The organism is Stenotrophomonas sp. MMGLT7, assembly GCF_021168555.1.
GTDB lineage: Bacteria > Pseudomonadota > Gammaproteobacteria > Xanthomonadales > Xanthomonadaceae > MMGLT7.
This window is the reverse complement of sequence record NZ_JAJOZS010000014.1, coordinates 49,406-64,860: the sequence shown is the minus strand read 5'-3', so window position 1 is coordinate 64,860 and position 15,455 is coordinate 49,406. Positions and strand designations below refer to the sequence as shown.

Below are 15,455 nucleotides of genomic sequence, written 5' to 3'. Positions count from 1 at the left end.
ACGCCGCCTACGCCAACCGTGGATACCACTTTGAAACAGCGATTGATTGGCGCCATCATCCTGGTGGCACTGGCCGTGATCTTCCTGCCGATGCTGGTCAAGGGCCCGGCGCCCGACAGCGGCGTGGCCGATGTGCCGTTGAAGGCACCGGAACAGCCGGCCGACGGCCAGTTCCAGACCCGCGAACTGCCGCTGGTCACGCCGGGCGACGCCCCGGCCGGCGGCGCGCTGGGAATGAACGGCCGCGGCGCCGCCCCGGCACCGGTGCAGGACAACCCCGACGCCGCCGACCTGGCGCAGCCGGCCGGCACCTCGTTGCCGCCGGCCACCGCCGCCGGCAACTACGCGGTCAACTTCGGCGCCTATGCCAGCCAGGCCGATGCCGACACGGTGATCGCGCGGCTGCGGCAGTCGCAGCTGCCCGGCTTCAGCGAGTCGACCACCATCAACGGCCGGCCCGCCTGGCGCGTTCGCATCGGCCCGTATGCCGATCGCGCGCAGGCCGAGTCGGTACGGCTGGAAGCGGTGAAGGTGCGCAGCGACGTCAACGCCCAGGTGGTGACGCTGGACGCGGCCCCGGCCGCGCCTGCCGCGTCGCGCCCGTCCGCCGCGGCGCAGCCGGCGCCCGCGCGCACCGAGGCGCTGCTACCGGAGCCGGCCAGGCCCGAGCCGGCCAGGCCGGCCGCCGCCAGCAAGCCGGCCCCGGCGCCTGCCGCCGCCGCCAAGCCTGAGCCCAAGGCCGAAGCGCCCAAGCCCGCCGCCCCGGCCGCGCCCGCCGCCTCCGGCGTGGGCTTTGCCGTGCAGCTGGGCGCCTTCGGCAACGCCGCCGACGCCAATGCGCTGCGCGATCGCGTACGCGCGGCCGGGTTCAGCGCCTTCGTCGAGCAGGTGCGTACCGACAAGGGCGCGCTCAATCGCGTGCGCGTCGGCCCGGTCGCCAGTCGCGCCGAGGCCGAGCAGCTGAAGGCGCAGGTGGCCGCCAAGGTCGGGGTCGCCGGCATGGTGCGTCCGCATCCGTAAGGGCCTGTTCAAGCTCTCCAGCAGGCGCGACTTCGGTCGCGACGGGGCTCCACCGGCAAGGCTTCGGTCGCTACCGAAGTCGCTCCTGCCGCCGCTGCCACGCCGCGGCGATCGAGGCGGCGCTTGAGTATCCCTGCGGTGTCCGTGAACGGCATGGCTTACGAGGAGGCGCTGATGGCTGATAGGTCGCATCGATGATCGACCTCGTGCTGCTGGCCGTGATCGCGGTATCCGGCCTGCTGGGATTGCTGCGCGGTTTCGTCGGCATCGTCGTGGGCACGCTGTCGTGGTTGCTGGCCGGCTGGGCCAGCTTCCGTTTCGGCGCCGATGCCAGCCTGTGGCTGGCCGGCAGCGCCGCGCCGACGACGACGCACTACGTGGCCGGCTATGCGCTGGTGTTCGTGGCGGTGATGGTGGCGGTGGGAGTGCTGGGCATGCTGGTCCGCGCCGCGGTGGATGCCACCCGGCTCACCGGCACCGACCGCTCGCTGGGCCTGGCCCTGGGAGTGCTGCGCGGCGCCCTGTTCGCCTGCCTGCTGGTGCTGCTGATGAGCTTCACGCCGCTGCCGCAGGAACCGGCATGGCGGCAGTCGCGGATCGTGCCGGTGCTGCTGCCCGGCGCACTGTGGATGCGCGCGCAGTTGCCGGACTGGTCCGTGCCGGACGTGAACGAGGCGGCGATGGAGTTGGGCAAGCTGCCGCTGGCAGGCGATAATGGCAGCCTGGACGAGACGCTTTCGGGCGAGGCCCTGCACGGTGTGGTCGGACGTGTACTGGGGACGCCTGCCGCCGGCAATAGGGCCGGCGAGGACGTGGACAAGACGGACGCATTGCCCGCCAACATCGATCCGGCGCAGATCCGCCCCGGATCCCAGGGCCAGGCACGGCCAACTTCACAGTAGCGGCTTCAAGCCGAAGCGGAGAACACGCATCATGTGCGGCATTGTCGGTATCGTCGGCAACCAGAACGTCGCCGGCCAGCTCTATGACGGGTTGACGGTCCTGCAGCATCGCGGCCAGGACGCGGCCGGCATCGCCACCGCCAACGGCACCCGGATGCGGGTGCAGAAGGCCAACGGCCTGGTCCGCGACGTCTTCGACGAGAAGAAGATGGCGGTGCTGGATGGCCGCATCGGCATCGCCCACGTGCGCTACCCCACCGCCGGCTCGGAGGGCATGGACGAGGCGCAGCCGTTCTACGTCAACTCGCCCTACGGCATCGCCCTGGCGCACAACGGCAACCTGACCAACACCGAGGCGCTGCGCCAGCAGGTGTTCGAGGCCGACCGCCGCAACATCAACACCGACTCGGACAGCGAAGTGCTGCTGAACGTGTTCGCCTACGAGCTGGACGCGCAGCGCATGCTCACCCCCGAGGCGGCGATCCGCGCGGTGGCCGGCGTGCACCGCCGCTGCAAGGGCGGCTACGCGGTGGTCAGCCTGGTGCTGGGGCTGGGACTGGTGGCGTTCCGCGACCCGCACGGCATCCGCCCGCTGGTGCTGGGCAAGCGCGACCATGCCGAGGGCCCGGAGTACATCGTGGCCTCCGAGTCGGCGGCGCTGGACATCCTCGGCTTCACCCGCGTGCGCGACGTGCGCCCGGGCGAGGCGCTGGTGATCACCGCCCGCGGCGAGCTGTTCTCCGAGGTCTGCGCTACCGACGTGGACCACACCCCGTGCATCTTCGAGTACGTGTACTTCGCCCGTCCGGACTCGATGATCGACAACGTCTCGGTGCACAAGGCGCGCATGCGCATGGGCATCAAGCTCGGCGAGAAGATCCTGCGCCTGCGCCCGGACCACGACATCGACACCATCATCCCGATCCCCGACACCTCGCGCGACGCCGCGCTGGAGATCTCCAACGTGCTCGGGGTGAAGTACCGCGAGGGCTTCGTCAAGAACCGCTACGTCGGCCGCACCTTCATCATGCCGGGGCAGGGCGAGCGGGTGAAGTCGGTGCGCCGCAAGCTCAACCCGATCCACCTGGAGTTCCGCAACCGCGTGGTGCTGCTGGTGGACGACTCGATCGTGCGCGGCACCACCTCGCGCCAGATCATCCAGATGGCCCGCGACGCCGGCGCCCGCAAGGTCTACCTGGCCAGCGCCGCGCCGCCGGTGCGCCACCCCAACATCTACGGCATCGACATGCCCGCCGCCGAGGAACTGGTGGCGCACGAGCGCAGCGAGCAGCAGATCCAGGAATTCCTGGGCTGCGACTGGCTGATCTACCAGGACCTGGACGATCTCGAGGCGGCGGTGCGCGAAGGCAACCCGGAGCTCAAGCGCTTCGACTCCTCGTGCTTCAACGGCGTCTATCCCACGGGTATCGACTCGAGCTATTTCGAGCGCATCCAGCAGTTGCGATCGGACGAGGCCAAGACGCTGCGCCGCGCGTAGGCGTAGCCGCGACCTCTGTAGGAGTGACTTCAGTCGCGATGGGGCGTTACCGGGAAAGCCCCATCGCGACTGAAGTCGCTCCTACGGGTCGCTTCCGGATCGCGACAAGCTCCACCGAATGGTGGCCGTCAGAGCGCCAGCGACGCAACCATGAGCACACGACATCTCAACCTGTTCCAAGCCGCCCGCCTCTGCCTGGACGCCACCGATCCGGCCGACAAGGTCGCACTGACCCAGCGCTACGCCGCCGAGTTCGCCCAGGGCTGGCTGTCGCTGCCGGCCGAATGGGGCGAGCCCGAGCCGATCGGCATGCCCGGCCGGCCGCCGCGGCCGTGCCTGGTGCATCCGCGCGAGCTGCCGCGGCGCGGACTGGGCAGCGTGGAAGGCCGCGCCGCCTTCCTGCACGCCATCGCCCATATCGAACTCAACGCCATCGACCTGGGCTGGGACGCGGTGTACCGCTATCGCGGCCTGCCGCCGCAGTTCTACGCCGACTGGGTATCGGTGGCCAACGACGAATCGCGCCACTTCACCCTGCTGCGCGACCGCCTGCGCCAGCTCGGCCACGACTACGGCGACTTCGACGCCCACAACGGCCTGTGGGAGATGTGCATCAAGACCGCCCACGACGGCCTGGCGCGCATGGCGCTGGTACCGCGCGTGCTCGAGGCGCGCGGACTCGACGTCACCCCCGGCATGATCGCCAAGCTGCGCGCGCTGGGCGACGATGCCACCGTCGCCATCCTCGAGATCATCCTGCGCGAGGAAGTGGTTCACGTCGCCGCCGGCTCGCGCTGGTACCACTGGTACTGCGAGCGGCGCGGGGTCGAGCCGCGCCAGCGCTTCCGCGAACTGCTGAAGGAATACGCCGGCGGCTACCTGCACGGCCCGTTCAACCTGGAGGCGCGGTTGTTGGCGGGTTTCGACGAGGACGAGTTGCTGGCGTTGCAGGAGCAGGCGGGCTGACCGGGTCCGGGTCATGCGGCCAAGCCTTCGCGCGTCGCCCGCCGCCCAACGATCATGGCGGCCATCTTCATGGCGCCGGATGCCGCTTGCCGTTGGCCAAGGGTCGATGATGGATCGGGCCGGCGTGGGGTCTGGGTCGGCTCGGTCCTGCGCGGTCTCCGCCGGCAACGCCGCAGAGGGCCTGGAAGAGCTTCGAACCTGTTCACGATCTCCTGTAGGAGCGACTTCAGTCGCGATGAGGCTCTACCGGGAAAGCCCCATCGCGACTGAAGTCGCTCCTACAGATCGCTTCTACAGGCGACTCTCGTCGCTGTCATTCCAGAGCTACGGCCACCGATCTGCATCTGCTGCATCCATCTCGAGTCTCCTGGAGACCGGGAGCGCGTTGAGGGAGGCCGATCCGGATGGTAGGGTGGCCTCCGACCCGAACGTGCGCGGTGCGTTCGCGTGCGGGATCACATGCCACGATCGGAGAAAAGCCCCGCCGGGCGTGGGACGAGTCCTGGAGCACCGGCAATGTTCCCAGTTGCATGCCGGAACCGTCGGTCGTTTTGCCTTAGAACAGCAGTCGGGTGGCGGCAGTGGAGATTCTTGATCACGAACCCTATCGATGGTTCCTCCTCGAGGATTCCGGCAACCTGCTGCTGGATGCGAACTGCAATCACGGCTTCATCGGCTATGACTTTCTCGTTCAATTGACTCCCGAGGAGACGCGGGAGTACCGGCGACGCGGGCGGGATTATCTCGACTGGCTGTCCGAGGACATCCATAACAGCGCGCCAATCCTCGATGCCAGCACCTCCGCATACAAGGGGCGCGATCTTTCATCCGTGCATGGGGTGCGGGTAGGCGAGGCAATAAAGCGGTGGCTCTCCAGCGGTGCCGACGCAGTTGCCTGACAGTTCCAGCCGACGCCGCTTCGCTGCACGCCCTGATCCAGGCATCGGGCCGCTACATGTTGGGAGTGCCGGACAGTGAACAATCTTGAGATCGGCTCGATCGTCATCCATTGCCATCGGTTCGACCGCATGGTGGCTTTCTGGCAGGCAGCGCTCGGCTACGTGCCGCGGGCGCCCGCCCACGATGGCTGGGTGGTACTGCATGACCCGAGCGGGCGAGGTCCCAATCTTTCGTTTCAAGCGCGCGACCAGATGGCCAAGGCGCGGAGCTGGCTGCACCTGGACCTGTACACCGATAACCGGGAACGCGAAGTCGCACGCCTGACCCGTCTCGGAGCGAAGCCGTATCCTTGGAGATACGAACCTGATGCCGACTATGTCGTGCTGGAGGATCCGGATGGGAACCTGTTCTGTGTCGTCGCCGTGGGCAACGCGTCGGCTACCTGACGATTCATCCGAGCCGACGCCGCTTCGCTGCGCGGCTTGACCCGGGTGTCAGAGATCACGAGTGCTTCCGTGCCTGCCGAAATATCGGCGCAGTTGTCGCGAGCGCTGGATGCCATCGAACGTCATCTGGCGGAAACGATGCTGGCCGTGCACTTGTACGGTTCTGCGTTGGACGGCGGCCTGAAGCCATGCAGTGACATCGATTTGCTGGTCACGGTAGCGACGAGTATCGATCAAGCCGCACGGCACGCCCTGGTGCTCGACCTGCTCGGGATCTCGGCATCTCCAGGCAAGAGCAGGGAGCTCCGTGCGCTGGAAGTGACCGTTGTCGTGCGCGATGACATCGCGCCGTGGCGTTACCCGGCCAGGGGGGAACTGCAGTTCGGTGAATGGCTGCGAGAAGATATCCTCGAGGGGATCGTCGAGCCCGCTGTGATTGACGCTGATCTGGCGATCCTTCTGACGCAAGCAAGACAGCATGGCATCGCCCTGTCGGGTCCGCCGGCGGCGGAATTCTTCGATCCGGTACCCGAGGGGGATTACTTCAGGGCACTGGCCGATTCTTTGAAGCCATGGAGCGCACCGTCAGCCTGGGCGGGAGACGAGAGGAATGTGGTGCTCACTCTGGCCCGCGTCTGGTACAGCGCAGTGACCGGCAAGATCGCGCCCAAGGATGTCGCCGCCGATTGGGCGATTGAGCGTTTGCCAGGAAAGCATCGAGCCATACTGTCCGAAGCGCGACAGGCCTATCTTGGACACTGTGAAGATCGTTTGGCCTTGCGCGGAGACCAACTGGCAGAGCTCATCGCGCTGATCAGGAATGAAGCCGCTGCTGTGCTTGCTCCGCGGCAATGATGCCTGGGAATTCATTCAAGCCGACGCCACCTCGTGGCGCCGCTGGTCTCCGGGCTCGACAATCCATTCGGGTCGATAGAGTTCGTAGCCGGATCTGCCGGCAAATTGGACGGGAAATGAAAACTCGCCTGGTCGAAGCCATCGCCTGGACGGCTGTGGTTGTCTCGCTTGTCATGGTGCCGCTTTCCTTTGCGCCGTTCACTCCGGCGGTGCTGCTCACTGCGTTGTTGCTGCCATTGGCGGCGGTTACCGCTTGGAGAGGTGCCATGCTTCCAAGCGCCATCGTTGCCGTGCTGTGTGCCTCGGCACTGGTGGCGAGTCCTGTCGCCATTCTGGATACGCCCAACTCGTTCGTGCTCGTGATGCTGTTGTCCTGTGGCTTTCTTGCGGTGTCTGCTGGCCTGTTCAATGGATGGCGCAGATCACGCAGGGCGGGCTGAGAACAGAAGGCCGGCCCTTCCCGCCGGCCTTGTTCCTGCCTGCGCAGGGTGGATCAGCGCGAGATGTCCACGTTCCTGGTCTCGCGCAGGAAGAACAGGCCCACCACCAGGTTGATCGCGGCGATGATGATGGGATACCACAGGCCCTTGTAGATATCGCCGGTGGCGGCGACCAGGCCGAAGGAGATCGCCGGCAGGAAGCCGCCGAACCAGCCGTTGCCGATGTGGTAGGGCAGCGACATCGAGGTGTAGCGGATATTGGTGGGGAACAGCTCCACCAGCAGCGCGGCCAGCGGCGCGTACACCATGGTCACGTACAGCGCCAGGATGAACAGCACCGCGATCATCATCGGCTTGTTGATGCGCGCCGGGTCGGCCTTGGCGGGGTAGCCGGCGTCGTTCAGTACGCCCTTGAGCGAACCGGTGAACGTCTCGTTCCTGGCCTTGTCGTCGGCCTTGTCCAGGCCTGTGCCCTCGTACGAATCCAGCGTGGACGCGCCTACCCGCACCTGCGCCAGCGAGCCCGGCGCCGCCGGCTCGATGTCGTACGGCACGCCGGCCTTGGTCAGTGCGGCCGTGGCGATGTCGCAGGAGCTGGTGAACCTGCGCACCCCGACCGGATCGAACTGGAAGCTGCAGGTGGCCGGGTCGGCGACCACCAGCGCCGGCGACGCGTTGCGGGCTTCCTCGATGGCCGGGTTGCCGTAGTGGGTCAGCGCCTTGAACAGCGGGAAGAAGGTGAACACCGCCAGCGCGAAGCCGCCCAGCAGCACCGGCTTGCGGCCGATGCGGTCCGACAGCCAGCCCATCAGGATGAAGAACGGACAGGCCAGCGCCAGCGCGCCGGCCAGCAGCAGGTTGGCGGTGGTGCCGTCGATCTTCAGCGACTGGGTCATGAAGAACAGCGCGTAGAACTGGCCCGTGTACCAGACCACGGCCTCGCCGGAGGACGCGCCGAACAGCCCGATCAGCATGCGCCTGGCGTTGCCGCCCCGGAAGCTCTCGCGGAGCGGCGACTTGGAGGTGCGGCCCTGCTCCTTCATCTGCTTGAACAGCGGCGATTCGTGCAGCTGCATGCGGATCCATACCGACACGCCCAGCAGCACGATCGACAGCAGGAACGGCAGGCGCCAGCCCCAGGCATCGAAGGCCTCGTTGCCCAGGCTCATGCGGCAGGCCAGGATCACCAGCAGCGACAGGAACAGGCCGACGGTGGCGGTGGTCTGGATGTAGCTGGTGTAGTAGCCACGCTTGCCGTCCGGCGCGTGCTCGGCCACGTAGGTCGCCGCGCCGCCGTACTCGCCGCCCAGGGCCAGGCCCTGCAGCATGCGCAGCACGATCAGGATGATCGGCGCGGTGATGCCGATGCTGGCGTAGCTGGGCAGCACGCCCACCAGGAAGGTGGAACTGCCCATGATCAGGATGGTGATCAGGAAGGTGTACTTGCGGCCGATGCGGTCGCCGAGGCTGCCGAACAGCGCCGCGCCGAACGGCCGCACGAAGAAGCCGGCGGCGAAGGCCAGCAGGGTGAAGATGAAGCCGGTGGTCTCGTTGACCCCGCTGAAGAACTGGTGGGCGATGTTGGCCGCCAGCGATCCATACAGGAAGAAGTCGTACCACTCGAAGACCGTGCCCAGGCTGGACGCGATGATCACGCGCTTGTGCCCGGTGGTCAGGTTGCCGGCGTCGGCAGCCGCGGGGTAGGTGGAAGCCATTTCATCCCTCCAATGAGTCGAGCTTCGATGCGTGGGGCCCGGCGCGCGCCGGACCCGGGGTGTATTTAAAACGATACGATTTCTATCGATATGAGAATTGGTCGTCCATTCGACCAAAGGTGACAGGGCCGCTCCCGCGGCCGACGGCGCGGTGCCAGACCCAAACGGAAAAGGGATCCTTGCTGCGTCGCACATAAGCCTAAGGTCGAATTTCTTGGTTCCACAAAAATGATACGTTTCGTATCGAAATAACTTAACTTTCGGGAGGGTGCGATGTCCGTACAGGTGGTCCTGCCCCGCGTGATGCACGTCGGGGCCGATGCCAGCCACAAGGCCGGCGAGGTGTTGGCGCAGCTCGGGTGCTCGCGCCCGCTGCTGGTGACCGACAGGATGATGGTCAGGCTCGGCTATGCGGCGGCCGTGCAGCAGGCGCTGGCGCAGGCCGGCATCGCCTGCGACGTGTTCGACGAAACGGTGCCCGAGCCGACCGACGCGTCGATCGCGGCGGGAGTGGAGAAGGTGCGCCAGGGCGACTACGACGCGATCGTGGCCCTGGGCGGCGGCAGCCCGATCGACAGCGCCAAGGCGATCGCCATCCTCGGCAAGCATGGCGGCACGGTGCGCGACTACCGTTTCCCGCGCCAGGTGAACGAGCCGGGCCTGCCGATCGTCGCCATCCCCACCACCGCCGGCACCGGCTCGGAGTGCACCCGCTTCACCATCATCACCGACGAGGCCAACGACGAGAAACTGCTGTGCGTGGGCCTGGGCTTCATGCCGGTGGCGGCGCTGGTGGACTACAACCTCACCGTCAGCGTGCCGCCGCGCACCACCGCCGACACCGGCATCGACGCGCTCACCCACGCGATGGAGGCGTACGTCAGCCGCAAGGCCAGCCCGTACAGCGACAGCCAGGCCATCGCCGCGATGCGCCTGATCGGGCCGAACCTGCGCCGCGTCTACCACGACGGCAGCGACAAGGCGGCGCGCGAGGCGATGATGCTCGGCGCCACGCTGGCCGGCATCGCCTTCTCCAACGCCTCGGTGGCGCTGGTGCACGGCATGAGCCGGCCGATCGGCGCGTTCTTCCACGTGCCGCACGGCCTGTCCAACGCCATGCTGCTGCCGGCGGTCACCCAGTGGTCGCTGCCGGCCGCGCATGCGCGCTATGCCGACTGCGCACGCTTCATCGGTGCGGCCGGTCCGCACGACGACGACGCCACCGCCAACGGCAAGCTGATCGACTTCCTGTATGCGATCAACGCCGAGCTGCAGGTACCCACGCTGGAAGAGTTCGGCGCCGGCCACGAGCGCTTCTTCTCGCTGCTGCCGACCATGGCCGAGCAGGCGCTCGCCTCCGGTTCGCCGGGCAACAACCCGCGCGTGCCCAGCGCGCAGGACATCGTCGACATCTACCGCTCGCTGTGGGCGGAACCGCAACTGGAGGCCAAGCGCGCATGAATGCCGTGATCGATACCAATGCCGCCGCGGCGAACGACCTGCCGCTGACCGGACATCTCATCGGCGGCAGGCCGGTGACCGACGCGCACCGGCTGCAGGAAGTGTGGAACCCGTCCATCGGCGAGGTCGGCAGCCGTGTCGCCATCGCCGGCAAGGCCACCGTGGAAGCCGCCATCGCCGCCGCGCAGGCCGCGTTTCCGGCCTGGCGCGCCACGCCCCCGGCCAAGCGCGCGCGGGTCATGTTCCGCTTCCGCGACCTGCTGGAGCAGAACGCGGACAGGATCTGCGAGCTGATCGGCCGCGAGCACGGCAAGATCGCCCACGACGCCGCCGGCGAGCTGCAGCGCGGCATCGAGAACGTGGAGTTCGCCTGCGCCGCGCCGCAGCTGCTCAAGAGCGAGTACAGCCGCAACGTCGGCCCCGGCATCGACTCGTGGAGCGAGTTCCAGCCGCTGGGCGTGGTGGCCGGCATCACCCCGTTCAATTTCCCGGCGATGGTGCCGCTGTGGATGTTCCCGCTGGCCATCGTCTGCGGCAACACCTTCGTGCTCAAGCCCTCCGAGCGCGACCCGGGCGCGGCGCTGTACGTGGCCGAGCTGCTGCACGAGGCCGGCCTGCCGCCGGGCGTGCTGAACGTGGTCAACGGCGACAAGGAGGCGGTGGATACGCTGCTGACCGACCCGCGCGTGCAGGCGGTGAGCTTCGTCGGCTCCACCCCCATCGCCGAGTACGTCTATGCCACCGCCACCGCGCACGGCAAGCGCTGCCAGGCGCTGGGCGGGGCGAAGAACCACGCCATCGTCATGCCCGATGCGGATCTGGACAACGCGGTCAGCTCGCTGATCGGCGCGGCCTTCGGTTCCTCCGGCGAACGCTGCATGGCGCTGTCGGTGGCGGTGGCGGTGGGCGAGGACACCGGCGACCGGCTGGTCGCCGCGCTGGCCAAGGCGATGGAAACCCTCAAGGTCGGCGCCTTCGACGACGGCAGCAACGATTTCGGCCCGGTGATCACCCCGCAGCACCGCGACAAGGTGGTGGGCTTCATCGACAGCGCGCAACGGCAGGGCGCGAGGATCGTGGTCGATGGCCGTGGGCCGAAGGTGGACGGCTGCGCGCACGGGTTCTATGTCGGCGGCACGCTGATCGACGGCGTCAGGCCGGACATGGACAGCTACCGCAGCGAGATCTTCGGGCCGGTACTGCAGGTGATGCGCGTGGGGACGATGCAGGAGGCGATGGACCTGATCGACGCCCACGAGTACGGCAACGGCACCTGCATCTACACCCGCGACGGCGAGGCGGCGCGTTACTTCAGCGACCACATCAAGGTCGGCATGGTCGGCATCAACGTGCCGCTGCCGGTGCCGGTGGCCTACCACAGCTTCGGCGGCTGGAAGCGCTCGCTGTTCGGCGACCTGTCGGCCTACGGCCCGGACGGCGTGCGCTTCTACACCCGCCGCAAGACCATCACCCAGCGCTGGCCCTCGGCCGGCGTGCGCGAGGGCTCACAGTTCTCGATGCCGGCCTTCGGTTGAAGCAGCCCTTGCTTCCGCCCCGGCCGCCCTCATCCGGCCGGGCGGGAGGAGGGGTCTCCCCGCTTGCGGCCACGCGACGTCATCGCCCTGGCCGCAATGCCGCGACGATCATCCGATTGCCGATTGCCGATTGCCGATTGCCGATTGCCGATTGCCGGTGCGTCGTTGCGCCCCGGATTACTCCGGCGCCGCCGCATCGGCATGCGCCGGGCCGCGGACCGGGACGCGCGATGTCAGACGTCGTGCTCGGGCGATTCGATCAGCTGGGCCAGGTCGGCCGCGGCGCGGCGCATGGCCGGCTCGCAGGCGCGCAGGTCGTCGATGTTCTTGCGCAGGGTCGGCGCGTGCACGTACAGGAACGCGTAGCTGCGGCCCTGCGTGTCCTTGATCGGTACCGATACCGCGACCATGCCGGCGATGAACTCCTCGTCGTCGATGCCCAGCTCGGTCTTGGCGATGGACTGCACCGTCGCCTCCAGCGCCGCCGGCTCTGTGATGGTGCGGTGGGTCATGCGCTGCAGCGGCAGGTTGGCGATGATGCGCGCGCGCTGCGGGTTGGGGATGGTGCTCAGGTACAGCTTGCCGCTGGCGGTGCACCACACCGGCGAGTGCATGCCGATGGGCAGGTGGATCTGCAGCGGCCAATTGCTCTGCACGCGGTCGTAGTAGACCATCTCCACGCCGTCGGCCAGGGAGATGCCGCAGGTCTCGTCGACCTCGGCCGACAGCCGGCGCAGTATCGTCTGCCGCAGCGCCTTGTGGCGGCTGGTGTAGAGCACCCCGCGGGCGACGGTGACCAGGCGTTCGCCCGGCACCACCTGGCCGCGCATGTTCAGCTGCAGGTAGCCGTCGGACTGCAACTGCTGCAGCAGGCGGTGCACGGTCGGCTTGGGAATGTCCAACTGCCAGGCGATGTCGGCCGGGGACGGAGGGCGCGGCGAGGCGGAGACCATTTCCACGATCTCCATCACCCGCTCGATGGCCGAGCCCTTGGTGCGCGGGGTGCGGTCTGGCGCGGTCATGGTCTGGGTCGCGAGGCGGCGGTGTCGGAAGTCTAGCCGCCGGCAGCCGGCAGCCGCTCCAGGTCGAGCCCGTCCTCGTCCACCCGCAGCACCGATCCCTGCTCGTACCAGTCCCCCAGCACGATGCGGGTGCAGGGATGCCCATCCACGTCCAGGTGGTGGATGGCAGGGCGATGGGTATGGCCGTGGATCATGCGGTCGATGCCGTAGCGGGCGAAGGTGGCCTGCACCTCGGCCGGGGCCACGTCGGTGATGCTCTCGAACTGCGCCTGGTCGTCGTGCTTGAGCTCCGACTGGCGCGCCTGGCTGGCGGCGCGGGCCTTCTGCGCGAAGGCGATGCGCGCCGGGATCGGTTGCGACAGGAACTGCGCCTGGAACGCCGGGTCGCGCGTCTGTGCGCGGAACGCCTGGTAGGCGGTGTCGTCGGTGCACAGCAGGTCGCCGTGGGTGAGCAGGGTGGGCTGGCCGTAGAGTTCGATCACGCACGGATCGGGCAGCAGGCGGAAGCCGGCGCGGCCGGCGTAGTCGCGGCCGACCAGGAAGTCGCGGTTGCCGTGCATGAAGTAGGTCGGCACCCCGCTTCCCGCCAGTGCATGCAGCGCCGTGGCCACGGCGTCGGCGGTCTCGGAAGGCACGTCGTCGCCGATCCAGGCTTCGAACAGGTCGCCCAGGATGTACAGCGCGTCGGCCGCGGAGGCCTCCTCGCGCAGGAAGCGCAGGAACAGCTCGGTGATGGCGGGCCGCGACGGGTCCAGGTGCAGGTCGGAGATGAACAGGGTCGTCATCGCCGTATTGTAGTGGAGCGGGGATTGGGGATTCGGGATTCGGGATTGGTAGAAGCAAAAGCGCTTTTGCCAATCACGAATCCCCAATCCCGGCTTCCCTCAGCCCACCCACAGCGACAGGCTGGCCAGCATCAGGCCGATCAGCGTCGCGGCGAGCACGTCGCTGGGGTAGTGCAGCCCCAGTACCACCCGCGACAGCGCCACGCAGGCGGCGAACGGCAGCAGCAGCGGCGCCAGCCAGGGGTAGTAGGCCAGGGCGATGGCCGTGAACGACACCGCGTGCAGGGTGTGCCCGGAGGGGAAGCTGAATTCGTCCAGCGGTGCCGTCCAGGCGCGGATGCGCAGGTCGGCGGCGAACGGCCGCGGCCGCCGGGTACAGCGCTTGAGCGTCTTGTAGAACAGTAGCGCGGCCACGCCGGTGGCGGCCATGTGGGCGCTGGCGCGCAGGCCGTCGAGGCCGTCGGCGAGCACCAGCGCGGCCATCAGCGCATACCAGAACACGCCGTCGCCGAGCCGGCTGACGACGGCGAAAAAGCGGCGTAGCCGCTGCCGCCGGCACCAGTGGTTGATGCGCCGGCACCAGCGGGTGTCGTGGTGGCGCAGCAGTTCAAGCGGCGTGGACGACATGCGGCCCCCTGAGCCGGGAGAGGTTGGCGAGCAGATGGTCGAAATCGGCCACCACCCGCTGCGGCTGCAGCTTCTTCATCGCCAGCGCGGCCTCGCCGCCCATCTGCCGGCGCAGCGCGTCGCTGCAGCCCAGGCGCAGCGCGGCGGCGACGAAGGCCTCCTCGTCGGCCACGGCGGCACCGTTGACGCCATCGCGCAGGTACTCGCGCGCGGCGCCGTAGTCGAAGGCCACCGTGGCCACGCCGCTGGCCATCGCCTCCAGGGTGACGTTGCCGAAGGTCTCGCTGCGGCTGGGGAACAGGAACAGGTCGGCGCTGGCGAAGTGCCGGGCCAGCGCTTCGCCGCGCTGGATGCCGCAGAAGATGAAGTCGGGATTCTCGTGCGCCAGCCGCTCGCGCTGCGGGCCGTCGCCGACCCAGACGAAGCGCGCCTTCGGGCGCAGCTGCTGCAGGCGGCGGAAGGCACGCACCGCCAGCGGCAGGTTCTTCTCGGCGGCGATGCGGCCGACGTGGATGGCGGCAAAGCCGTTGTCGTCGATGCCCCACTCCTCGCGCAGCGCCGGATCGCGCCGCTGCGGGTCGAACTGCAGGCCGTCCACCGCCCGTGCCAGCAGTTCCACCCGCTGGAAGCCCTGTTCGGCCAGCAGCTGCTGCAACTCGCGGGTCGGTACCAGGGTGGCGTCGGCCTGGTTGTGGAAGCGGCGCATCCAGCGCAGCGCCGCAGCCTGCAGCCAGGCGGCGCCGTAGTCGGCCAGGTATTCGTCGAAGCGGGTATGGAAGCCGGTGGCCACCGCGATGCCCAGGCGCCGGGCGGCGCGCACCGCCGACCATCCCAGCGGGCCTTCCGTGGCCACGTAGATCGCATCAGGCCGTGTCTGCTGCCAGTGCCGGGTCAGTCGCTGGGTCGCGGGCAGGCCGAACTTCAGGCCCGGGTAGCGGGGCAGCGCGGCGCCCCGCACCAGCATCGTCCCGGCGCTGTCGGTCCGGTCCGCATCCTGGCGCGGACGCACCAGCTCCACCGTGTGGCCGAGCGCGCGCAGTCCCTGTTCCAGGCTCTGCACGGTGAGGGCGACGCCATTGACTTCGGGTGGATAGGTTTCGCTGACGATCGCGTAGCGCATGGCCATGACTCCCGTTTGCGGCAGCGTGGCGGCAGACGGTGGCAGCAGTGTGTCGGTTTCGCGTCGACGCGGTTACATCGGGGCCGGGATTGGGGATTCGGGATTGGGGATTGGGGATGGGCGGGTTTGAGGCACCCAACACCCCAACCCCCAACCCCAACAC

At 68.3% G+C, this 15,455-nt stretch carries 14 protein-coding genes and 1 pseudogene; 10 read left to right on the top strand and 5 right to left on the bottom strand.

The annotated features are described in order from the left end of the window. The first annotated feature begins 18 nt into the window (after window positions 1–18). From LRX76_RS15395 to LRX76_RS15360, 8 genes and pseudogenes are all read left to right on the top strand, one after another. A complete protein-coding gene (locus LRX76_RS15395) occupies window positions 19–1,020 on the top strand; it encodes an SPOR domain-containing protein (protein ID WP_231806509.1) in 1,002 nt (333 codons plus the stop codon). Between the two features lie 194 nt (window positions 1,021–1,214). Further along, window positions 1,215–1,922 carry a CvpA family protein gene (locus LRX76_RS15390; protein ID WP_231806508.1) on the top strand — a complete coding sequence of 236 codons (708 nt, stop codon included), beginning with the start codon at window positions 1,215–1,217 and terminating at the stop codon, window positions 1,920–1,922. 31 nt (window positions 1,923–1,953) lie between these two features. Beyond that, entirely contained in the window at window positions 1,954–3,420 is a 1,467-nt protein-coding gene (gene purF / locus LRX76_RS15385; RefSeq protein WP_231806507.1) for an amidophosphoribosyltransferase, read from the top strand. Between the two features lie 150 nt (window positions 3,421–3,570). Beyond that, window positions 3,571–4,386 carry a ferritin-like domain-containing protein gene (locus tag LRX76_RS15380; protein ID WP_231806506.1) on the top strand — a complete coding sequence of 272 codons (816 nt, stop codon included), beginning with the start codon at window positions 3,571–3,573 and terminating at the stop codon, window positions 4,384–4,386. Window positions 4,387–4,967: 581 nt separating this feature from the next. After that, complete coding sequence (locus tag LRX76_RS15375; RefSeq protein WP_231806505.1) at window positions 4,968–5,285, top strand: hypothetical protein; 318 nt, start codon at window positions 4,968–4,970, stop codon at window positions 5,283–5,285. A gap of 75 nt (window positions 5,286–5,360) precedes the next feature. Beyond that, complete coding sequence (locus LRX76_RS15370; RefSeq protein WP_231806504.1) at window positions 5,361–5,732, top strand: VOC family protein; 372 nt, start codon at window positions 5,361–5,363, stop codon at window positions 5,730–5,732. Between the two features lie 54 nt (window positions 5,733–5,786). Beyond that, a pseudogene (locus LRX76_RS15365) lies at window positions 5,787–6,530 on the top strand (AadA family aminoglycoside 3''-O-nucleotidyltransferase); the annotation flags it as partial. 173 nt (window positions 6,531–6,703) lie between these two features. Beyond that, the gene (locus LRX76_RS15360) at window positions 6,704–7,027 is read left to right on the top strand and encodes a hypothetical protein (protein ID WP_231806503.1); all 324 of its coding nucleotides are present in this window, start codon (window positions 6,704–6,706) and stop codon (window positions 7,025–7,027) included. 53 nt (window positions 7,028–7,080) lie between these two features. On the opposite strand, the gene LRX76_RS15355 is transcribed toward LRX76_RS15360, so the two are convergent. Further along, window positions 7,081–8,742: an MFS transporter gene (locus LRX76_RS15355; protein ID WP_231806502.1), complete on the bottom strand. Its 1,662-nt coding sequence runs from the start codon at window positions 8,740–8,742 to the stop codon at window positions 7,081–7,083. 273 nt (window positions 8,743–9,015) lie between these two features. On the opposite strand from LRX76_RS15355, the gene LRX76_RS15350 reads away from it, so the two are divergent. Further along, window positions 9,016–10,203 (top strand): iron-containing alcohol dehydrogenase, encoded by a 1,188-nt coding sequence (locus LRX76_RS15350; protein WP_231806501.1) that lies wholly within the window; start codon window positions 9,016–9,018, stop codon window positions 10,201–10,203. Beyond that, the gene (locus LRX76_RS15345; protein ID WP_231806500.1) at window positions 10,200–11,738 is read left to right on the top strand and encodes a CoA-acylating methylmalonate-semialdehyde dehydrogenase; all 1,539 of its coding nucleotides are present in this window, start codon (window positions 10,200–10,202) and stop codon (window positions 11,736–11,738) included. Before LRX76_RS15350 ends, LRX76_RS15345 begins: the two co-directional genes overlap by 4 nt. 233 nt (window positions 11,739–11,971) lie before the next feature. Here the strand turns inward: LRX76_RS15345 and LRX76_RS15340 are convergent, their stop codons facing one another. The 4 genes from LRX76_RS15340 to LRX76_RS15325 form a co-directional block, all read right to left on the bottom strand. Then, window positions 11,972–12,760, bottom strand: a complete 789-nt coding sequence (locus tag LRX76_RS15340; RefSeq protein ID WP_231806499.1) for an IclR family transcriptional regulator — start codon at window positions 12,758–12,760, stop codon at window positions 11,972–11,974. Window positions 12,761–12,792: 32 nt separating this feature from the next. Beyond that, a complete protein-coding gene (gene lpxH / locus LRX76_RS15335; protein WP_231806498.1) occupies window positions 12,793–13,545 on the bottom strand; it encodes a UDP-2,3-diacylglucosamine diphosphatase in 753 nt (250 codons plus the stop codon). 99 nt (window positions 13,546–13,644) lie between these two features. Further along, entirely contained in the window at window positions 13,645–14,172 is a 528-nt protein-coding gene (locus LRX76_RS15330) for a phosphatase PAP2 family protein (protein ID WP_231806497.1), read from the bottom strand. Continuing rightward, complete coding sequence (locus tag LRX76_RS15325) at window positions 14,153–15,292, bottom strand: glycosyltransferase family 1 protein (protein ID WP_231806496.1); 1,140 nt, start codon at window positions 15,290–15,292, stop codon at window positions 14,153–14,155. Before LRX76_RS15325 ends, LRX76_RS15330 begins: the two co-directional genes overlap by 20 nt. Window positions 15,293–15,455: the final 163 nt, after the last annotated feature.

Bases quoted from the DNA above. Each gene is read 5' to 3' on its own strand.
- LRX76_RS15360 (WP_231806503.1), top strand. From the start codon at position 6,704: ATGAAAACTCGCCTGGTCGAAGCCATCGCCTGGACGGCTGTGGTTGTC.
- LRX76_RS15325 (WP_231806496.1), bottom strand. From the start codon at position 15,292: ATGCGCTACGCGATCGTCAGCGAAACCTATCCACCCGAAGTCAATGGC.
- lpxH (WP_231806498.1), bottom strand. From the start codon at position 13,545: ATGACGACCCTGTTCATCTCCGACCTGCACCTGGACCCGTCGCGGCCC.
- LRX76_RS15330 (WP_231806497.1), bottom strand. From the start codon at position 14,172: ATGTCGTCCACGCCGCTTGAACTGCTGCGCCACCACGACACCCGCTGG.
- purF (WP_231806507.1), top strand. From the start codon at position 1,954: ATGTGCGGCATTGTCGGTATCGTCGGCAACCAGAACGTCGCCGGCCAG.
- LRX76_RS15355 (WP_231806502.1), bottom strand. From the start codon at position 8,742: ATGGCTTCCACCTACCCCGCGGCTGCCGACGCCGGCAACCTGACCACC.
- LRX76_RS15340 (WP_231806499.1), bottom strand. From the start codon at position 12,760: ATGACCGCGCCAGACCGCACCCCGCGCACCAAGGGCTCGGCCATCGAG.
- LRX76_RS15345 (WP_231806500.1), top strand. From the start codon at position 10,200: ATGAATGCCGTGATCGATACCAATGCCGCCGCGGCGAACGACCTGCCG.
- LRX76_RS15380 (WP_231806506.1), top strand. From the start codon at position 3,571: ATGAGCACACGACATCTCAACCTGTTCCAAGCCGCCCGCCTCTGCCTG.
- LRX76_RS15390 (WP_231806508.1), top strand. From the start codon at position 1,215: ATGATCGACCTCGTGCTGCTGGCCGTGATCGCGGTATCCGGCCTGCTG.
- LRX76_RS15350 (WP_231806501.1), top strand. From the start codon at position 9,016: ATGTCCGTACAGGTGGTCCTGCCCCGCGTGATGCACGTCGGGGCCGAT.